Annotated in this window: 16 protein-coding genes and 1 pseudogene; 4 read left to right on the top strand and 13 right to left on the bottom strand. The window is 64.7% G+C overall.

Features of this window, described 5'->3' with window-relative positions:
- Positions 1 to 96 precede the first annotated feature (96 nt).
- The gene (locus DYI37_RS13220) at positions 97 to 1,665 is read left to right on the top strand and encodes a GMC family oxidoreductase (protein ID WP_116683727.1); all 1,569 of its coding nucleotides are present in this window, start codon (positions 97 to 99) and stop codon (positions 1,663 to 1,665) included.
- A 105-nt stretch (positions 1,666 to 1,770) separates the two neighbouring features.
- On the opposite strand, the gene DYI37_RS20025 is transcribed toward DYI37_RS13220, so the two are convergent.
- The 5 genes from DYI37_RS20025 to DYI37_RS20310 all read right to left on the bottom strand — a co-directional run bounded on the left by DYI37_RS20025 (position 1,771) and on the right by DYI37_RS20310 (position 5,687).
- On the bottom strand, positions 1,771 to 1,929 hold the full coding sequence (locus tag DYI37_RS20025; protein WP_158555175.1) for a hypothetical protein: 159 nt from the start codon (positions 1,927 to 1,929) through the stop codon (positions 1,771 to 1,773).
- A 170-nt stretch (positions 1,930 to 2,099) separates the two neighbouring features.
- Entirely contained in the window at positions 2,100 to 3,083 is a 984-nt protein-coding gene (locus tag DYI37_RS13225) for a L,D-transpeptidase family protein (RefSeq protein WP_116683728.1), read from the bottom strand.
- A gap of 325 nt (positions 3,084 to 3,408) precedes the next feature.
- Entirely contained in the window at positions 3,409 to 4,362 is a 954-nt protein-coding gene (locus DYI37_RS13230) for an acetyl-CoA carboxylase carboxyltransferase subunit alpha (RefSeq protein ID WP_116683729.1), read from the bottom strand.
- 84 nt (positions 4,363 to 4,446) lie between these two features.
- Entirely contained in the window at positions 4,447 to 5,430 is a 984-nt protein-coding gene (locus DYI37_RS13235) for a site-specific tyrosine recombinase XerD (protein WP_116683730.1), read from the bottom strand.
- On the bottom strand, positions 5,427 to 5,687 hold the full coding sequence (locus tag DYI37_RS20310) for a hypothetical protein (RefSeq protein ID WP_116683731.1): 261 nt from the start codon (positions 5,685 to 5,687) through the stop codon (positions 5,427 to 5,429). Before DYI37_RS20310 ends, DYI37_RS13235 begins: the two co-directional genes overlap by 4 nt.
- Before the next feature lie 217 nt (positions 5,688 to 5,904).
- Between DYI37_RS20310 and DYI37_RS13245 the strand changes: the two genes are divergently transcribed.
- Genes DYI37_RS13245 through DYI37_RS13255 form a run of 3 tightly spaced genes read left to right on the top strand, consistent with a single transcriptional unit; the run spans position 5,905 to position 9,103 of the window.
- Entirely contained in the window at positions 5,905 to 6,489 is a 585-nt protein-coding gene (locus DYI37_RS13245; protein ID WP_116683732.1) for a shikimate kinase, read from the top strand.
- On the top strand, positions 6,486 to 7,634 hold the full coding sequence (aroB, locus tag DYI37_RS13250) for a 3-dehydroquinate synthase (RefSeq protein WP_116683733.1): 1,149 nt from the start codon (positions 6,486 to 6,488) through the stop codon (positions 7,632 to 7,634). The genes DYI37_RS13245 and aroB overlap by 4 nt, the downstream gene beginning before the upstream one ends.
- Positions 7,631 to 9,103 (top strand): HlyC/CorC family transporter, encoded by a 1,473-nt coding sequence (locus tag DYI37_RS13255; RefSeq protein ID WP_116683734.1) that lies wholly within the window; start codon positions 7,631 to 7,633, stop codon positions 9,101 to 9,103. Before aroB ends, DYI37_RS13255 begins: the two co-directional genes overlap by 4 nt.
- A gap of 69 nt (positions 9,104 to 9,172) precedes the next feature.
- Here the strand turns inward: DYI37_RS13255 and pncB are convergent, their stop codons facing one another.
- The 8 genes and pseudogenes from pncB to trmB all read right to left on the bottom strand — a co-directional run bounded on the left by pncB (position 9,173) and on the right by trmB (position 18,556).
- Complete coding sequence (pncB, locus tag DYI37_RS13260; RefSeq protein WP_116683735.1) at positions 9,173 to 10,477, bottom strand: nicotinate phosphoribosyltransferase; 1,305 nt, start codon at positions 10,475 to 10,477, stop codon at positions 9,173 to 9,175.
- A 309-nt stretch (positions 10,478 to 10,786) separates the two neighbouring features.
- Positions 10,787 to 10,993, bottom strand: coding sequence for a hypothetical protein (locus DYI37_RS13265; RefSeq protein ID WP_116683736.1), 207 nt, complete (start codon positions 10,991 to 10,993; stop codon positions 10,787 to 10,789).
- A 204-nt stretch (positions 10,994 to 11,197) separates the two neighbouring features.
- On the bottom strand, positions 11,198 to 13,969 hold the full coding sequence (gene infB / locus DYI37_RS13270; protein ID WP_425365049.1) for a translation initiation factor IF-2: 2,772 nt from the start codon (positions 13,967 to 13,969) through the stop codon (positions 11,198 to 11,200).
- Between the two features lie 252 nt (positions 13,970 to 14,221).
- Positions 14,222 to 14,368: pseudogene (locus DYI37_RS20480) on the bottom strand (translation initiation factor IF-2 associated domain-containing protein); the annotation flags it as partial.
- A gap of 94 nt (positions 14,369 to 14,462) precedes the next feature.
- On the bottom strand, positions 14,463 to 15,164 hold the full coding sequence (locus DYI37_RS13275; RefSeq protein ID WP_116683737.1) for an RNA-binding protein: 702 nt from the start codon (positions 15,162 to 15,164) through the stop codon (positions 14,463 to 14,465).
- Between the two features lie 84 nt (positions 15,165 to 15,248).
- The gene (gene nusA, locus DYI37_RS13280) at positions 15,249 to 16,853 is read right to left on the bottom strand and encodes a transcription termination factor NusA (protein WP_116683738.1); all 1,605 of its coding nucleotides are present in this window, start codon (positions 16,851 to 16,853) and stop codon (positions 15,249 to 15,251) included.
- A 127-nt stretch (positions 16,854 to 16,980) separates the two neighbouring features.
- Entirely contained in the window at positions 16,981 to 17,601 is a 621-nt protein-coding gene (gene rimP / locus DYI37_RS13285) for a ribosome maturation factor RimP (RefSeq protein WP_116683739.1), read from the bottom strand.
- Between the two features lie 241 nt (positions 17,602 to 17,842).
- On the bottom strand, positions 17,843 to 18,556 hold the full coding sequence (gene trmB / locus DYI37_RS13290; RefSeq protein WP_116683740.1) for a tRNA (guanine(46)-N(7))-methyltransferase TrmB: 714 nt from the start codon (positions 18,554 to 18,556) through the stop codon (positions 17,843 to 17,845).
- Positions 18,557 to 18,598 lie beyond the last annotated feature (42 nt).

Raw genomic sequence — 18,598 nt, forward strand, 5'->3', positions numbered from 1 at the left:
GCCGTGCGAACGGCCTTCCGTCATCAAGCATGAAGCCCTGTCCGTCCCACGCCTCGAGGAGAAGGCCCGGACGGAACGGCTTCGGGAGGAACCCCTATGCCTGCACCTTTTGATCTCAACGATTCCAACGTGGTCGTCATCGTCGGTTCCGGCGCGGGCGGCGGCACGCTCGGCACGGAACTCGCCATGAAGGGGATCGACGTCGTCATCCTCGAAGCCGGTGCTCGGCACGAGACCTGGGATTTCATCAACGACGAATGGGATTCGTTCAACCAGCTCGCCTGGAAGGACAAGCGTCTGACCTCCGGCGACTGGCGCGTTGCCAAGGACTTCCCGAACCTGCCGGCCTGGATCGTCAAATCGGTCGGCGGATCCACCGTCCACTGGGCGGGCGCTTCCCTGCGCTTCCAGGAGCACGAGTTCAAGACGCGGACCCATTACGGCGAGATCGCCGATGCCAACCTCCTCGACTGGCCGATCGACCTGAAGGAGATGGAGCCCTGGTACGAGAAGGCGGAATACCGGATGGGTGTGACGCGCACCAACGGCATTCCGGGGCTTCCCGGCAACAACAACTTCAAGGTCCTCGAAGCCGGTGCGAAGAAGATCGGCTACAAGGAAGTCCATACCGGCAATATGGCGATCAATTCCGAGCCACGCGACGACCGCTCGTCCTGCATGCAGATCGGCTTCTGCTTCCAGGGCTGCAAGTCGGGGGCAAAATGGTCAACCCTCGTCGCCGAGATCCCGAAGGGCGAGGAGACCGGGCATCTGGAAGTGCGGCCCGAATGCATGGTGCTGAAGATCGAGCATGACGCCTCCGGCAAGGTCACGGGCGTCGTCTATGCCGACAAGGAGGGTCGCCAGCATCGCCAGAAGGCGCGCGTGGTTGCCGTCGCCGGCAATTCGATCGAAAGCCCGCGCCTTCTCCTCAACTCCCATTCGTCCATGTTCCCGGACGGGATGGCCAATTCGTCGGGTCAGGTCGGGCGCAACTACATGCGTCACACGACGGGCTCGGTTTACGGCGTTTTCGACAAGCCGGTGCACATGTATCGCGGCACCACCATGGCCGGCATCGTGCGCGACGAGGCAAGGCACGATCCCTCGCGCGGCTTTGCCGGCGGATACGAGTTCGAGACGCTTTCGCTCGGCATCCCGTTCATGGCTGCGTTCATGATGCCTGGTGACTGGGGCAAGGGGTTCGCAAGCGACATGGAGGCCTATCGCAACATGGCCGGCCTTTGGATCGTCGGCGAGGACATGCCGCGCGCCGATAACCGGATCACGCTCGCCGAGGAAACGGACGAGAACGGCATGCCGCTTCCGAACGTCCATTTCGACGATCACGAGAACGATACGAAGATGCGCGAGCACGCCTATCAGCAGGGCGCTGCGATCTACGACGCGGTGGGGGCGATCCGCACGATCAAGACGCCGCCCTACCCCTCGACCCACAATCTCGGCACCAACCGCATGAGCGAAAAGGCGCAAGACGGCGTCGTCAACAGGTTCGGCCAGACCCACGACATCCCGAACCTCTTCGTCTCGGACGGCTCGCAGTTCACGACGGGTGCTGCGGAAAATCCGACGCTGACCATCGTGTCGCTCGCTCTTCGTCAGGCCGATCACATCGCCGGGCGTATGGGTCGCGGCGAACTCTGACGATCGACGGCCTCTCGCTTATGCCGCGGGAGGCCTCGTTTGAAAGATCTTTCAAACGGCGGACATCCGATATCGAGATATCGGATGTCCGCCGAATTCATTGGGTCACTTGCTCTTGCAGACGTTGCACTGCTCACGACCACTCGGCCTGTCCTGGGATTTCTGCCATCCGGACGACGGGTAATTGTTGAGGTGGCAGGACGTCTCCCAGTGATAAGTGTCCCCGGATGTCTTGTAATAATAGGGCGCGCTAGGCGAACTCATGGTATATATCCTTATGGTTGCACGCCCATAAGATATGCACGCAGTACGAGAATGACAAGATGCGAAGCTGTGCCGGGATCGATTCCGAACGTCGGCGTTCATCGCGCAAAAAAGGCCGGCCCGCTTCAAGCGGACCGGCCTTTCTCGTCGATCTGTAAAATTCGGGCGGTTTACCGGTTCAGGAAGCCCGCGACGCCGGAGCGGATGCGGTTTCCGTCCTTGTCGTAGCCCGGACGGCGATGCTGTTCGATGGCGTAGGCTTCCGGCGTGATCCGGTCGCCGGTCTTGTAGCTAAACGAGGAATAGGTCGCGAATTCGCTTTCGCTCATCGTGGAGGCGATCTCGTCGACCTTCACCCGGTCCTGCATATGCTTGGAGACGACGACCTCGGGCAGGGATTCGGCGGGGCACGGCCCGTTCGGCGCGAGCTGGGAGACCGTCTCGGCCGACTGATCGAAGATGTATCGGCCTTCGCACACGCCCACATGGGGCGGCTTCTTCGTCAGTTCGAAGTAGTCCGATCCCTTCTTCAGCATCTTCCAGAACTCGAAGTGTTCCGAGTTGCGGTGACGCGCGAAGTTCTGCGGCGTCATGCGGAAGGGATAGGCCTGGATCTGGAAGTTGCGCTGGCCGCCCTTGAAGGAATGGCGGGCCAGCCCGTAGATCTCCTGAACCTGCTCGTCGTCCATGGCATAGCAGCCGGAAGAGGAGCACGAGCCGTGGATCATCAGATGGCTGCCGGTGCGGCCGTTCGCCTGATCATAGGCGTTCGGATAGCCCATATTGATCGCGAGATGGAATTTGGAGTTTGGGTTCAGCTGGGCCGGGGTGACGTTGTAGAAGCCTTCGGGCGCCTGGCGGTCGCCTTCGGCCTTCTTCGGCCCGAGCTTTCCCGACCAGGCGCAGATCGGATAGGTCTTCAGATAGGCGTAGGTCCCGTCGGTCTTCTGCTTCCAGACTTCGAGCTCCGACTCTTCCTTGTAAAGCCGCACCAGCATCGGCGAATTCACGCCCATGCCGTTCGATGCGATCATCTTCACGAGTGCGGCCGGAAGCGGCGCGTCGGCAGGCAGAAGGTCGCCGTATTTGCAACTCGTAACGGTGAACATCGCGGTTGCGAGAAGGGCTCCGGTCAGGAGGCGGCGAATGGTCATGGCAGTCGGCTTCCCCGAAGAGGAACGCGGGCCTCCCATCCCCATGGGCGGCGCCCCGCGATCGGTCTCAACCGCGACCGGACGATGGCGAACCGACCGATCGCATCACGCCGAAAGGCTCCGATTCGGCTCGGATGCCTCCCTCGCGTTTTCCCGCAACCCTATCATAAACCTATGAACGAGTTGTAAACCCTGACATTTCGCTAAGAACCGGTCCCTCGCCATCCCATGCGGACCTGTCCGGGACGACAAAGCCGCAAAACAAAGGCGGGATTGGGGCAGCCTCACCCAAGGTCACCCCGCCCGCTCGCCACGATCGGCATATCTACAGATTGCGGCCGATCGACAGGAACTTCTCGCGCCGCATGGTCTTCAGCGTGGCGCCGTCGACGGCGGAAAGTTCCGCGAGCCCCTCGCGGATATGGCCCGCCGCGGCATCGATCGCCTTGCCGGCGTCGCGATGGGCGCCGCCGAGGGGCTCCTCCACGATCGCGTCGATGATGCCGAATTCCTTGAGGTCCTGGGCCGTGATCTTCATGGCCTGGGCGACGTCCTTGGCCCGCGTCGCATCGCGCCAGAGGATCGATGCGCCGGCCTCCGGGGAGATCACGGAATAGATCGCATGCTCCAGCATGTAGACCTTGTTGGCGGTCGCGATGGCGATTGCACCGCCCGAGCCGCCCTCGCCCAGAACAACCGAGACGATGGGCACTGTGAGATTGAGGCAGGTCTCGATCGAGCGGGCGATCGCCTCTGCCTGTCCGCGCTCCTCCGCACCGATCCCCGGATAGGCACCTGCCGTGTCGACGAGGGTGAGCACCGGGATCGAGAAACGTTCGGCAAGCTGCATCACGCGCACCGCCTTGCGATAGCCCTCGGGCCGGGCCATGCCGAAATTGTGCTTGAGGCGGGTCTGGGTGTCGCTGCCCTTCTCCTGCCCGATCACGGCGACCGACTGGCCGTCGAACCGGCCGAAGCCGGCGATCATCGCATAGTCCTCGGCATAGTAGCGGTCACCCGCCAGCGGCGTGAAATCCGTGATCAGCCGCTTCAGGTAGTCGGTGCAGTGGGGCCGGTCCGGGTGACGGGCGACCTGCGTCTTCTGCCAGGGCGTCAGCTTCTGATAGAGGTTCGCGAGCGCGTCGCGCGAGCGTGTCTCGAGCCGCTCGATCTCCTCGTGCACGTCGACGGCATCGTCTTCCGTCTCGATCTTCCGCAATTCGAGGATCTGGCCCTCCAGGTCGGCGACCGGCCGTTCGAAATCCAGATAGGTGTACATTCGCTTCCGCTTCTCGCCCGGCGCCGACGGTGATGGAACGGTCGGGCCTGCCGGAGTGTCAAACATGATGTGTCGCGTCTGTTATCAGTCCCCGCGCCCCACCGAAAGAGGATGGTGCTCGCTGACCAGCCTGTGCAGCCGCTCTTCCAGAACATGGGTATAGATCTGCGTCGTGGAAATGTCCGAGTGCCCGAGAAGCTCCTGGACGGCACGCAGATCGGCGCCGTTCTGGAGAAGATGGCTGGCGAAGGCGTGGCGCAGGACGTGCGGCGAGATCTTCTCGGCGTTGATTCCGGCGCGCACGGCAAGGTCCTTCAATTCGCGCGCGAAGACCTGACGGCTGAGATGGCCGGTTTCGGATGCTGCAGGAAACAGAAAGGTCTCGCCTTCTCGCATCCCAGCCTGTTTCCAGACGGCCCCATAGGCATCGAGCGCCGCGCGGGCCTCCGCCCCGATCGGCACGAGACGTTCCTTTCCGCCCTTGCCGAGAACCGTGATCGTGCGCGAGCGGGAGGCGAGAAGACTGCGCGGCAGGGAGACGAGTTCGGAGACGCGCAGACCGGTGGCATAGAGAAGCTCGACGAGCACCCGCAGCCGCGCGGCGCGAAGGCGGGTTTCGAGCGGCCGCTCCGTCTCGCCCACCTCGCCCGTTCCACCCGCCTCGCGCTCGGCGAGCGCCAGCAGACGGTCCACCTCGTCCTCGCTCATGATCTTGGGCAGCGGCCGCTTCTTGCGCGCGCCCTCGATCGTTCCGGTCGGATCGTCCTCGCGGCTGCCTTCGGTATACAGAAACCGATAGAGCTGGCGCAGGGCCGAGAGGCGGCGCGAGCGGGTCGCTTCGGAAAGCCCCTGGGCTGAGAGATCCGCGAGATAGGCCCGGATCGCGTCGGGCCCCGCCGCCATGAGACCGCCATGGGGCCGCAGGAACCCACGGGCTTCTTCGAGATCGCGGGCATAGGCCTGGAGCGTATTGTCGGCAGCGCCCCGTTCCACCGCCATCATCTCCAGAAAGGCCTCGATGATCGCGCCGTCACCGGGAGAAGGACGCGGTGCAGGCGTCGCACTCATTCGGGTGCGTTCCCGTTCGCGCCGCTCACCGGCGCCCCCTCGCCCTCTCCACCGCCGGAAGGCGACACAGGCTCGCTGCCTGCCTCGGGTTCCGGGGCCGGGGCCGGACGCTCGATCTGGCGCAAGGGCGGAAGCGGCACGTCGATGGTCAACTCGCTGCGCGTCGGCTGCACGAAATAGACGAGCGCCGCCATGATACCGTAGATCATGAGCGCGAAGAGGGCGAGGATCGTCAGAAGTCGAAAGAGAGTCGGCATCGCGGCATTCGGCGAATTTCGTGCAGCGGCCGGAGAGACGCGGCGTATCAGCGGGGTACTGGCGGATCTGACGACCTTCTAGCGTCTCGCGCGCCGCTTGCAAAGCAAAACTCCGTCAGGTCGTCGACCAGCCGTGTGGGAACCGGGCACGGGAAGAATTGCGAAAGGCGGAGCGATCGGGCATTCAACTAGACCGAAGAGGAGAAAGACGATCAGAATGACACCGGTTTCGACCAAGCCCGATTACGCCACGATCCGCGAGGGTTTGAACGGCCGCTCGATCGCGCTCGTCGGCTTGATGGGCGCAGGCAAGACCACGGTCGGACGCCGGATCGCCGCGCTTCTCGGACTGCCCTTTTCCGACAGCGATCAGGAAATCGAGGACGTTTCGCGGATGAGTGTCGCCGAACTCTTCTCGGCCTATGGCGAGCCGGAGTTCAGGGCGCTCGAGGCGCGCGTCGTCTCGCGCCTCGTCCAGGACGGGCCGCGCGTTCTCGGCACGGGCGGCGGTGCCTATATGAATCCAAACACACGCCTGATGCTGAAGAACCACGCCATCACGGTCTGGCTGAAGGCCGATATCGATACGCTGATGGCCCGCGTCTCGCGACGGTCCAACCGGCCGCTCCTCAAAACCGGATCCCCGCGTGCGACGATGAAGAAGCTTATGGACGTCCGTTACCCGATCTATGCCGAGGCCGATATCGTGATCAATTCGCCGCGCGAGGCCAAGCGCGACATGGTCGCCGAGGACGCCGTCGATGCCTTGAGCCGCCATCTTTTCGAAAGGGCCCGGGCATGAGTGCGGTAATCGACGGCAACGGGGCGAACGCGCTTGCCCCGAGGATCGTCGGCGTATCTCTCGCCGAACGCTCCTACGAGATCGTCATCGGCCCCGGCATTCTCGACGAAGCCGGCCGGCGCATCGCCGAGGTTCTCCCCGGCGCCCGCATGGCCGTCATCGCCGACGAGACCGTGGCGGGCCTGCACCTCGACCGCCTCGCGCTCTCGCTGACGGCAGCCGGGATCGGCTTCGAGACGATGATCCTGCCGGCCGGCGAGACGACCAAATCCTATGACAATCTGATCACGGTGGTCGAGCGCATCATCGGGGGCCGGTTCGAGCGCGGCGACGCGGTTCTTGCTCTCGGCGGCGGGGTGATCGGCGATCTTGCAGGCTTTGCGAGCGCCATCGTCAAGCGCGGCATGGCCTTCGTTCAGATGCCGACGAGCCTCCTCGCCCAGGTGGATTCGTCCGTCGGCGGCAAGACGGGCATCAACTCGCCGCAAGGAAAGAATCTCGTCGGCGCCTTCCACCAGCCGAGCCTCGTTCTTGCCGATACAGCCCTTCTCGACACGCTCTCTCCCCGCGAATTCGCCGCGGGCTATGCGGAGGTCGTCAAATACGGCCTCATCGACCGGCCGGAGTTCTTCGCCTGGCTGGAGGACAACCGGGAAGCGATCTTCGCGGGCGGCGAGGCCCGTATCGCGGCCATCGCGACCGCCTGCGAGGCGAAGGCCGCGGTCGTCGCCGAGGACGAGACCGAACAGGGCGCGCGCGCCCTCCTCAATCTCGGGCATACCTTCGGCCACGCCCTCGAGCGGACCGCGCGCTACGATGCGTCGCGGCTGGTTCACGGCGAGGGTGTCGCGATCGGCATCTGCCTCGCCCACCGGTTCTCCGAAACGCTCGGCCTTGCCCCGAAAGGCGATGCCGCCCGCGTCGAAGCTCATTTCGCCGCCGCCGGCCTGCCGACCCGCATCGGACAGATTCCCGGTGAGACGCCAAAGCTCGGCGAGCTGATGGATGCGATCGGCCAGGACAAGAAGGTGACGCGCGGCACGCTCACCTTCATCCTGACGCGCGGCATCGGCCGCGCCTTTGTGGAAAGGAAGGTGGATCCGGACAAGGTCGCCGAATTCCTGACGAGGGAACTCAACCCATGACGCTCGGTCTCTGGATCCTCCTCGCTTTCGTCATCGTACTCATCTGTTTCTCGGCCTTCTTCTCGGGCTCGGAAACGGCGTTGACGGCGGTCTCCCGCGCCCGCCTCATGAGCTACGAGAAGAACGGCGATGTCCGTGCGACGCTCGTTCAGAAGCTGATCGAGAAGAACGATCGGCTGATCGGCGCGCTCCTCATCGGCAACAACCTCGTCAACATCCTCGCATCCTCCCTCGCGACCACCGCGTTTCTCGGCATTTTCGGCCAGTCGGGCGTCGTCTATGCGACCATCGCCATGACGATCCTCGTCGTGATCTTCGCGGAAGTGCTGCCCAAATCCGCCGCGATCGCGGCTCCCGACGGGTTCGCCCTCAGGGTTTCGCGCCCGGTCTCGGTCGTCGTCGCGACGCTTGGGCCCCTGACGCGAATCGTCAACTGGATCGTTCGCCAGCTCCTGAAGCTGCTCGGCGCGGGACGCGACTCCTCGGCCTCTCTGCTGACGGCCCATGAGGAACTGCGCGGCGCCGTGGAAGTGCTTCACCGCGAAGGCTCGCTCGTCAACGCGGACCGCAACCGGCTCGGCGGCCTTCTCGATCTCCATGAACTCGAGGTCTCCGATGTCATGGTCCATCGCACGGGCATGCGCCAGGTCAATGCCGAGGACCCGCCCGCCGATATCGTCAAGCAGATTCTCGAAAGCCCCTATACGCGCCTGCCCGTCTGGCGCGGCCATTACGACAACATCGTCGGCATCGTGCATGCCAAGGATCTGCTGCGCGCACTGAACGAGGTGGGCAACGATCCCTCGAAGATCGATATCTTGAAGGTCTGCTCCAATCCGTGGTTCGTGCCCGAGACGACGACCCTTCAGGACCAGCTCAACGCCTTCCTGCGCCGGAGGACCCATTTCGCCGTCGTCGTCGACGAATATGGCGAAGTGGAAGGGCTCATCACGCTCGAGGACATCCTCGAGGAGATCGTCGGCAACATCGCCGACGAACACGATATCGACATGCAGGGCGTCACCACGGAGGCGGACGGGGCCGTGGTGGTCGACGGCCAGATTCCGATCCGCGACCTCAACCGCGCGCTGGACTGGAACCTGCCTGACGAGGAGGCCGTGACGATCGCCGGCCTCGTGATCCACGAGACCGGCACGATCCCGGAGGAGCGTCAGGCCTTCACCTTCTTCCAGAAACGCTTCACCGTTCTCAAGCGCGACAAGAACCGGATCGCCAAGCTTCGCATCCGCCCCGCCACCGTTCTCGTGCCGCCGAAGAAGGGCGCCCTCACGGCGCTCGCGATCGGTGCCGCCCATTCGCCGACGGATGACGACCTTTACGATCCGGACACCGCCGAGAGTACCGTCTTCGAGGACGACGAGGGCTCGCCGGACACCCCGCCGGAAGAGGCGCGCCACGAAGCCGATATCGAACGGGACCGTCGCTCGGACAGTCCCTCTTCGAACTGACCCGGCAGATCCCCGATAAAAGCGAGACGCCCTCGCCTCGATACAGGCGGCGATGCGTGCGTGGCTCGATCAGACCGCGACGGCGCGCTTGCCGTATTCGGGTTCGCCGAAGACGCGCAGATAGCGCTGGACTTCGGACTGCGTTCCGGTCGCCTTGGCCGAGTTGTCCGAGAGCTTGACGGCCGGACGCCCCTCGGCACTCACGACCTTGCAGACGAGCGAGATCGCCTTCAGCCCGTCGGAGGGTTCGGGCGCCACCGCGCGGAAGTCGTTGGTGAGATTGGTTCCCCAGCCGAAGCTCATCCGCACCCGGCCGTGGAAGTGGCGATAGACCTCTTCGATCGTATCGGAATCGAGCCCGTCCGAGAAGACGAGCAGGCGGTTGCGCGGATCGACGCCCTTCGATTTCCACCAGGCGATGATCTCCTCTCCGCCCTGGATCGGCGGGGCCGAATCGGGCCGGAAACCGGTCCAGTCCGCGATCCAGTCCGGTGCCGCCCGCAGAAACGCGCCGGTTCCGAACGTGTCGGGAAGAACGATCAGCAGATTGCCCGCATAATAGCTCTGCCAGTCCTCGAGCACCCGGTAGGGTGCCGCGCGCAGTTCGGCCTCGTTGCGCGCGAGGGCCGCGATCACCATGGGCAGTTCGTGGGCGTTCGTTCCGATCGCCTCGAGATCGGTCTCCATCGCGAGGAGGACGTTGGAGGACCCGATCAACCGATCCCCGAGCCCTTCCTTGAGCGCTTCCACGCACCAACGCTGCCAAAGGAAGGAATGCCGGCGGCGCGTTCCGAAATCCGACAGGCGCAGATCGGGCAGTTCGCGCAGGCGCTCAACCTTCTCCCACATCTTCGTCTTGGCGCGGGCATAGGCGATATCGAGCTCGAACCGCTTGAAGCGCCGAAGCGCCGCGCGCGAGCGCATCTCGTTGACGATGGCGAGCGCCGGGATCTCCCACATCATCGTATGGGTCCAGGGACCTTCGAAGGTCAGTTCGAACTGCCCGTCCACCACCTTCAATTCGTAGGGCGGGAGCGAGAAGTCGGCCAGCCATTCGAGATAGTCGGGGCGGAAGATCTGGCTGGTGCCGTAGAAGCTGTTACCGGCAAGCCAGATCATCTCGCGCTTCGTAAAGCGCAGGGAGCGGGCGTAGTCGAGTTGGGCCCGCAACTCGTCCAGATCAATCTCCTCGGCGAGCCGGACGGTCCGGGTGCGATTGATCAGCTGGAACGTGGCGGAGACATCGGGATAGAGGCCGAGCACCATCTGCTGCATCAGCAGCTTGTAGAAGTCCGTATCGAGCAGAGAACGAACGATGGGGTCGAGCTTGAAGGTATGGCTCCAGACCCTCGTCGCGATATCCGTGGTGACCATGCCTGCCCGTCTTCCCTCTGACGACCCCGATCTGCGTCGTGTCCCGGTCTCCGTCCCGGACGACCCGCGCCTCGGCGGATCTCTGCCGAAACGTCGAACCCTCCGCAAAGATGAGATTGCGGGATCGGAGACGACGGGGCCACTCCTGCGGGCGGAATAACAGATACGAAGGGGAAAGCCAGTCCCGGCAAACGAAAGCGGGCATCGGACGCGCTCACGAGAACCCGCCGAAGCCGCATAAGCGTCCGTGCCGACCTGCGGACAGCCGCGAGTCGTGCCTGACGATCGGGCCGTTGCCGACAGACGGGCCTATTCCACAGCCCGTTTCTGTTCCAGCCGCGCGGCCACCCGTTTCAGGCTGCGCATGGATTGGGAAAGATTCGCGCAGTCGTGGACCGCGGTCTTCAAGGCCGCCTGGTCGACCGGCTTGCCGTCGTCCAACTGCTTCAGAAACCCACAGATTTCATCGACACGCTCGGTCACCTGATCGATCGCACTGTCGAGCACATCGGCCATTCTTTGATACTCCCCGCGCACGTCCCCGGCGGAATCTATCCGATAAGCCGATCCTCAAGCCAGCGAATTTTCGCGGTTCACGTGCATGCCGAAAGCATCGCGACAGCATCGGGCGGCGTGAAGGTCCACGACGCAAAAAAGGCGGACGATCGCTCGTCCGCCTCTCCTTTTGATCGTCTCGCTCCGCTGCGGAGCGCAGGCCCGTCAGAGTTTGCGGGCCACATGCTCCACGCGGAAGCACTCGATGATGTCGCCCTGGCGGATATCCTCGTAGTTCTGGAACGCCATGCCGCATTCCTGACCACTCTGGACCTTGGACACCTCGTCCTTGAAGCGCTTGAGCGTCTTGAGCGTGCCTTCGTGGATGACGACGTCGTCGCGAATGAGGCGCACGCCCGCACCACGCTCGACTTCGCCTTCCGTGACGAGACAGCCCGCGACCTTGCCGACCTTGGTGATGTGGAAGACCTCGCGGATCTCCGCATTGCCGAGGAAGGTCTCGCGGCGCTCGGGGCTGAGAAGGCCCGACATCGCATCCTTCACGTCGTCCACGAGATCGTAGATGACGTTGTAGTAGCGGATCTCGATGCCCTCGCGGCTCGCAGCGTCCCGTGCCTGCTTGTTGGCACGCACGTTGAAGCCGATGATCGCCGCGTTCGAAGCCTCCGCGAGCGCCACGTCGGACTCGGTGATCGCACCGGCGCCCGAATGGATGATCCGCGCCTGCACCTCGTCGGTGCCGAGCTTTTCGAGCGCATTGTCGATCGCCTCGATCGATCCCTGCACATCGCCCTTGATGACCAGCGGGAAGGTCTTGAGACCCGTATCCTGGAGCTGGCTCATCATCTGCTCGAGCGAACCGCGCTGGCCGGCGGACTTCGCCACCTGCTTCTCACGGGTCACGCGCTGGCGATATTCGGAGATCTCGCGAGCCTTGGCTTCCGATTCCACGACGGCGAAGCGGTCGCCGGCGAGCGGCGTGCCGTTCATGCCGAGGACTTCCACCGGAGCCGAAGGCAGGGCCTCCTTCATCTGCTCGCCCTTGTCGTTGACGAGAGCGCGCACGCGGCCCCACTCGTCACCGGCGACGACGATGTCGCCGCGGCGCAGCGTACCGGTCTGGATCAGGACGGTCGCAACCGGACCGCGTCCCTTGTCGAGCTGGGCCTCGATCACGACACCCTCGGCGGTCCGGTCAGGATCGGCCTTGAGGTCGAGAATTTCGGCCTGAAGCAGGATCGCTTCGAGCAGCTTGTCGAGATTGGTGCCGGCCTTGGCCGAAACCTCGACGTCGAGGACCTCGCCGCCCATGCTTTCGACGAAGACTTCGTGCTGGAGAAGACCCGTCCGCACCTTGGAGGCGTCCGCTTCCGGCTTGTCCATCTTGTTGATCGCCACGATGATCGGCACGCCGGCCGCCTTCGCGTGATTGATGGACTCGATCGTCTGCGGCATCACGCTGTCATCGGCAGCCACCACGAGAACCGCGATGTCCGTCGCCTGCGCGCCTCTGGCACGCATGGAGGTGAAGGCGGCGTGGCCCGGCGTATCGATGAACGAGATCTTCTGGCCGTTCTGCTCGACCTGGTAGGCCCCGATATGCTGGGTGATGCCACCCGACTCGCCGGATGCCACCCGCGTCTTACGGATCGCGTCGAGAAGGCTGGTCTTGCCGTGGTCGACATGGCCCATGATCGTGACGACGGGCGGGCGAACCTGAAGGTTCTCCGACTTGTCCTCGACGTTGAAGATGCCCTCTTCCACGTCCGATTCGGCGACACGCGTTGCGGTGTGCCCGAATTCGCTCGCGATCAGTTCGGCCAGATCCTGGTCGATGATATCGCCCGGCTTCATCATCTGTCCCTCTTTCATGAGGTACTTGATGACGTCGACCGAACGCTCCGACATGCGGTTGGCGAGTTCCTGAATCGTAATCGTCTCTGGAATAACCACTTCGCGCGAAATCTTCTCTCTCGGTGCATTCTGCTGCGAGCGCTTGGCCTTTTCCTGCCGCCTGCGAATCGACGACAGCGAACGTCCGCGTGCGCCGTCCTCGCCGGACAGGGCCTTGTCGAGGGTCAGCTTGCCACGACGACGATCCGTCGTCTTGGCACCGCGAGTGACCTCGGGGCCGGCAGGACCCTTGCGTCGTGCACGATCGTCGTCGTCGGCCGTCTTGCCACGCTTGGGTGCGCGCTCGCCACGTGCCAGCGCGGCTTCCGCGTCGGCAGGCGACATCGGATCGGGCTGGGCGCGAACGGTACCTGCGGGACGCGGTCTCGCTGCGGCCGGCTTGGCCTTGGCTTCTTCCTCGGCGCGGCGCTTTTCGGCGGCCTCGCGCTCCTTGCGCTCGGCCTCCTCGGCTGCCCGCTGTTCGGCCTCGGCCCGCTCGCGCTGGCGACGCTCGTCCTCGGCCTTGCGGCGTGCCTCGTCCTCCTGGAAGATCCGGCGAGCCTCGACTTCGCGCTGCTTAGCGAGCTCGAGAGCCCGCTTGCGGGCATCCATCTCGCGCGAGGAGAGGTCGGACAGGACGGCACCACGCGGAGAACGCTGCGGCGCACCCGAACCCGGACCGTCGCGCCGGTCGTTGCGCTGACCGCCCGGACGGCGATCGTCGCGACCACGCGGCGCGTTCTGGGCGTTGCGCGAGGCGGGACCCGCATCACGCCCGCCCTGCTGGGGACGCATGCCGGGGCGCGCTGCGGCAGGAGCCGAAGGCGCACCGGTTCTGACCGGAGCCGAAGGAGAAGCAGCCGGAGCGGAGGGCGCGGAAGCTGCGGGAGCCGCCGGCTTGACCGGTTCGGCCGCCTTGGCTTCGGCGACGGGAGCCGCCTGAGCAGGCTTGCTTTCGGCCGTTGCCGGCTGAGCGTCCGCCTTGGCTGCGGGCTGCGGAACGGCCTCTGCCGCAGGAGCCGGAGCGTCGACGGCAGCAGCCGAAGGCGCTGCGTCGGCCTTTGCCTCGACCGGCGTCTCCACCGTCTCGGGCTCGGCAGCCTGGGGCTTGGAGAATTCGATGTTGCGCGGCTTTCCGCTCGGCGCCTGAGGGCGCGGCGGCGGCGGCGTCACGCCGTGACCGGCCGTTCCCGGCGCGGGCGCATCGGCAGGCCTCTGCGGAGCACGCGCAACCGGGGTTGCAGCGGGCGTCTGCTGCGGGGCGCGCGGCTTGAGGCCCGCAGCCACCGCAGGAGCGGCTTCCGCTTCGCCACCCGGCTTGGTGACGCGTCGCTTCTTCGTCTCGACAACGACGTTTTTCGTGCGCCCATGGGAGAAGTTCTGCCTGACCGTGGACTGCTCGTTGCCGCCACGCTTCAGGGAAAGCGTCTTCTTCTGGTTCACACTCAACGTCTTGTCGTCGCCGGACTTCGTATCGCTCATCTATGCTTCCGTTTCCTGGCGCAGGTCGTTCACCGCGCCCGTTCAGTAAAGGGAATGCAGCCTCCCGAGGGACTGTTCCCGAATTCAACTCAGTTCATCGCTGGACCTCGCCCTGCGTGTCTGTCCGTAGATCCGTATCACCCGCCCCGGGCCATTCGCCCCGATAGGTCAGAAGTGCCACGAGGCGCCTTTCGGCGGCTGATCCGGCATCTCCGTAGAGGATTGCCGCATGTATCACATTTCCACCCCCGAGCGCCAAATCCAATTCTTCGCCGAAGAACGGACTTGCCGCGGGGATCGCGTCTTCCATGACGCCGTCGGCGCCCGCATAACGCGCGCCGGTCACTTTCCGCCGCCCATCCTCGCTCGCTTCGCGTGCGTGAAGAACGAAGATCGCCTGCCCAGAACGGGCGGCCGCTTCGACCTTCGCGGTGCCCGTCACCAGCTGCCCCGCCTTCTTGGCGATGCCAAGGGCGCCCAGGGCCGATTTCGCGAGAAGTCGATCGAGATCAGCACCAAGGTCGGCCGGGCCGGTCACGGGAGCGCGGAACGCACGGGCGAACAGCTTTCGCCGCATCGCCTCGTCGACCGCGGCCCGCTCGCAGACCACATGGGCTCCCCGTCCCGGAAGCCGGCGCCTGAGGTCCGGCACCACCGAACCGTCCGGAGCCCGCACGAACCGGATCAACCGATCGGGTTCCATCGTGTCGCGGCTGACGATACAGGTCCGGTCGTTCAGAACCAACTCCTCTTCGTCTTCCGGCTCACGCGTCACCTGTTCCCGGTCAGCGACCATTCGTCCTTACCTTCCGAGCAAGACGGCCCGATCTCGATTGTTCCGTGCCGCCGCGTCCTTGCAGAAGCGCGGGACAGATCCGGTTCAGACCGTCTCGGTTTCCTCGTCCCCGGAGACCTCTTCGTCATCGCCACCGAGATCGTCCTCGCTGATCCAGCCGGCCTTGAGGCGGGCTGCGAGAATCATCTGCTCGGCATCGGCGCGGCTGACATCGAACCGGCTCAACGTCCCGTCGAAACGCTTGGTCTCGCCCTTCGCGCGCTCCGTCCAGCCGCAGAGATCGTCGACGGCGTAGCCTGCGAAGTCCTCGAGGGACTTCGTGCCGTCCTCGCCGAGCGCCACGAGCATCTCGGTGGTCAGGCCCGGAATTTCACGCAAGTCGTCGGAGACACCCAGTTCGACGCGCTTCGCGTCGAATTCCGCCTCGCGGCGATCGAGATATTCGCGCGCCCGGCTCTGCAGTTCCTCAGCCGTATCCTCGTCGAAACCTTCGATCGAGGAGACTTCCTCTGCATCTACATAGGCGACCTCCTCGACGCTTGCAAAGCCTTCGGAGGCGAGGAGCTGGCCGACCATCTCGTCGACATTGAGCGCCTCCATGAAGATCTCGGAGCGCTCGTTGAACTCCTTCTGACGCCGCTCGGACTCTTCTTCCTCGGTCAGGATGTCGATGTCCCAGCCCGTCAGCTGCGAAGCCAGACGCACGTTCTGGCCGCGCCGGCCGATGGCGAGGGAGAGCTGGTCGTCCGGCACCACCACTTCGATGCGCTCGGCATCCTCGTCGAGGACGACCTTCGCGACCTCGGCAGGCTGAAGCGCGTTGACGATGAAGGAAGCGGCGTCCGGAGACCAGGGAATGATGTCGATCTTCTCGCCCTGGAGTTCGGCGACCACCGCCTGGACGCGCGAGCCGCGCATACCGACGCAGGCGCCGACCGGATCCACGGACGAATCGGACGAGATCACGGCGATCTTGGCGCGCGAACCCGGATCGCGGGCAACCGATTTCAGCGTGATGATGCCGTCGTAGATCTCCGGCACTTCCATGGTGAAGAGCTTCGCCATGAACTGCGGATGGGTGCGCGACAGGAAGATCTGCGGCCCGCGCGGCTCGCGGCGCACGTCGTAGACATAGGCACGCACGCGGTCGCCCGGACGATAGAGTTCGCGGGGGATCTGCTCGTCGCGGCGGATGATCGCCTCGCCCTTGCCGAGATCGACGATGACATTGCCGTATTCGACGCGCTTGACGGCGCCGTTGATGATCTCGCCGACGCGATCCTTGTATTCCTCGAACTGCATGTCGCGCTCGGCTTCACGCACCTTCTGGACGATCACCTGCTTGGCCGACTGGGCGGCGATGCGGCCGAAATCCATCGGCGGCAGCTGCTCGGCGATGAAGTCGCCCGGCTCGGCGTCGGGGTTCTTGTCGCGGGCGAGTTCGAGATAGATCTGAGTCGCCGGGTCCTCGACCTCCTCGACCACTTCGAGAAGGCGCTGCAGCTTCATCTCACCCGTCTTGGTGTTGATGTCGCAGCGGATGTTGGTTTCCTGGCCATAGCGGCTGCGGGCCGCCTTCTGGATCGCGTCGGCCATCGCCTCGATGACGATCTCCCGGTCGATCGTCTTCTCACGGGCGACCGCATCCGCAATCTGCAGAAGCTCCAGCCTGTTCGCACTCACTACCATGGGTCTGTCCTCCGATCAGGATCCGGCGGACGCACTCGGCGGCACCAGGATCTGGAATTCGTCTCTGCGCGCGGACGAGCGGTCCTGCGCGGGCAATCTTGAGGCGGCCCGGAAGGCCGCCGTCCGGTCAGTGGGAGCGCGGCTCGCTCTCATCCCCATCCGCGGGCTCTTCGATGTCGCCGGTCCCGTCCGCGACCCGGCCCTTGCGGCGCGCCTTGTCGGCCCGCAGGGAAGCCGAGATCAGTTCGTCCGTCAGGACAAGGCGGGCATCGGCGATGGCATCGAGCGGAATCTCGACCGACGCGGGCTCACCATAGGCCGGCTGGTCGCGCTCGATCCGGATCGCGCCGTTCTCCACCTTGATGACCTTGCCGCGAAACCGCTTGCGTTCGGCGACGAGCCGAGAGGTCTCGACCTTCATCAGGAAGCCGGCCCAGGTTTCGAAATCCGATTCGCGAACGAGCGGACGGTCGATGCCCGGCGAAGACAGCTCCAGATGATAGGCGCCGTCGACGGGATCCTCCGTCTCCAGCACGGGCGATATCGCGCGCGAAACCTCCTCGCAGCCCTCGACATCCATGGTCCCGTCGGGACGCTCGGCCATGATCTGCACCGTCTTGCCGTTCATGCCGGAGACGCGCACGCGCACGAGGCGGTAACCGATCTCTTCGATCACGGGCTCGACGATGGCGGCAATCCTGGCCTCAAGGCCGTCTTCGGTCACGATGCGGGTTTCGGCTGCGGTCATTTTGCTCCAGATATCGGTTGCGGGCGCGGGCCGTGTCACGGCGGCGCAGGTCTCGGCGGTCCGGCCGCGTCGAGCGGGCCGATGGATGCCCGATAACAAAAAAGAGCGGGACCGGGTGGACCCACTCTCTCGAAACGACCGTAGAGAATATGTGAGCGATATACGCCGTTTGGCGCCGACGTTCAAGTCCGAACATTCGCGGCGCCTCGTGCGGAACGTGCCGCGCGCCCCGACCGCTGGTTCAGGCTCGCGCGCGCACGAATGTCAGATAGGCGGGCACCCGCCCTTCCCGCTTGGCCTTCGCCTCGTAGCGCGTTCCCGGCCAGGCCTCGTAAGGCGTCTCCCAGTCCGCCGGCCCCTCGGCGAGCCATTCGAAGGCGCTGTGATCGCGGCAGTGAAGGAGCGTCCAGTTCACATAAGTGTCGATATCGGAGGCGAACCGGAATTTCGCACCCGGCTTCAACACCCGCGCGAAGCGATCGAGATTCTTCTCGTTCACGAAGCGGCGTTTGAAATGTCGCTTCTTCGGCCACGGATCGGGGTAGAAGAGATCGATTCCCGCAAGGCTGCTGTCCGGCAGCCAGTCGAGCAGCAGCGTCGCATCGTCGTCGAAGAGGAGGAGATTGTCGCGTGGGCTCTCGTCCAGTGCGCCGAGCAGCTTCGCCATGCCGTTGACGAAAGGCTCGACACCGATGAATCCGGTTCGGGGGAACCGCGCCGTCTCGTGGTGAAGATGCTCGCCGCCGCCGAAGCCGATCTCCAGCCGGACATTCTCCACCGCCGTATCGAACAGAGAGGCCGGATCCGCCGGTGCCTCCTTCGCCAGATCCACGCGCCGTGTCGGAAGGACCTCCTCGATCAGCTGGCGCTGGCGGTCCCGCAGCTTCGGCCCCTTCAACCGTCCGAAGAAGGCTTCGCGAGCGCGTGTGCGATAAGGCGACGTCCCGGTGTTCATCCCCGATCATACCTTCTGGCTGCATGGTCTTGATTTGAAACC

The organism is Fulvimarina endophytica (assembly GCF_003403015.1).
Classification (GTDB): Bacteria; Pseudomonadota; Alphaproteobacteria; order Rhizobiales; family Rhizobiaceae; genus Fulvimarina; species Fulvimarina endophytica.

Excerpts from the sequence above, each read along its gene's own strand:
- DYI37_RS13220 (WP_116683727.1), top strand. The coding sequence starts at position 97 with ATGCCTGCACCTTTTGATCTCAACGATTCCAACGTGGTCGTCATCGTC.
- DYI37_RS20025 (WP_158555175.1), bottom strand. The coding sequence starts at position 1,929 with ATGAGTTCGCCTAGCGCGCCCTATTATTACAAGACATCCGGGGACACT.
- DYI37_RS13225 (WP_116683728.1), bottom strand. The coding sequence starts at position 3,083 with ATGACCATTCGCCGCCTCCTGACCGGAGCCCTTCTCGCAACCGCGATG.
- DYI37_RS13230 (WP_116683729.1), bottom strand. The coding sequence starts at position 4,362 with ATGTACACCTATCTGGATTTCGAACGGCCGGTCGCCGACCTGGAGGGC.
- DYI37_RS13235 (WP_116683730.1), bottom strand. The coding sequence starts at position 5,430 with ATGAGTGCGACGCCTGCACCGCGTCCTTCTCCCGGTGACGGCGCGATC.
- DYI37_RS20310 (WP_116683731.1), bottom strand. The coding sequence starts at position 5,687 with ATGCCGACTCTCTTTCGACTTCTGACGATCCTCGCCCTCTTCGCGCTC.
- DYI37_RS13245 (WP_116683732.1), top strand. The coding sequence starts at position 5,905 with ATGACACCGGTTTCGACCAAGCCCGATTACGCCACGATCCGCGAGGGT.
- aroB (WP_116683733.1), top strand. The coding sequence starts at position 6,486 with ATGAGTGCGGTAATCGACGGCAACGGGGCGAACGCGCTTGCCCCGAGG.
- DYI37_RS13255 (WP_116683734.1), top strand. The coding sequence starts at position 7,631 with ATGACGCTCGGTCTCTGGATCCTCCTCGCTTTCGTCATCGTACTCATC.
- pncB (WP_116683735.1), bottom strand. The coding sequence starts at position 10,477 with ATGGTCACCACGGATATCGCGACGAGGGTCTGGAGCCATACCTTCAAG.
- DYI37_RS13265 (WP_116683736.1), bottom strand. The coding sequence starts at position 10,993 with ATGGCCGATGTGCTCGACAGTGCGATCGATCAGGTGACCGAGCGTGTC.
- DYI37_RS13275 (WP_116683737.1), bottom strand. The coding sequence starts at position 15,164 with ATGGTCGCTGACCGGGAACAGGTGACGCGTGAGCCGGAAGACGAAGAG.
- nusA (WP_116683738.1), bottom strand. The coding sequence starts at position 16,853 with ATGGTAGTGAGTGCGAACAGGCTGGAGCTTCTGCAGATTGCGGATGCG.
- rimP (WP_116683739.1), bottom strand. The coding sequence starts at position 17,601 with ATGACCGCAGCCGAAACCCGCATCGTGACCGAAGACGGCCTTGAGGCC.
- trmB (WP_116683740.1), bottom strand. The coding sequence starts at position 18,556 with ATGAACACCGGGACGTCGCCTTATCGCACACGCGCTCGCGAAGCCTTC.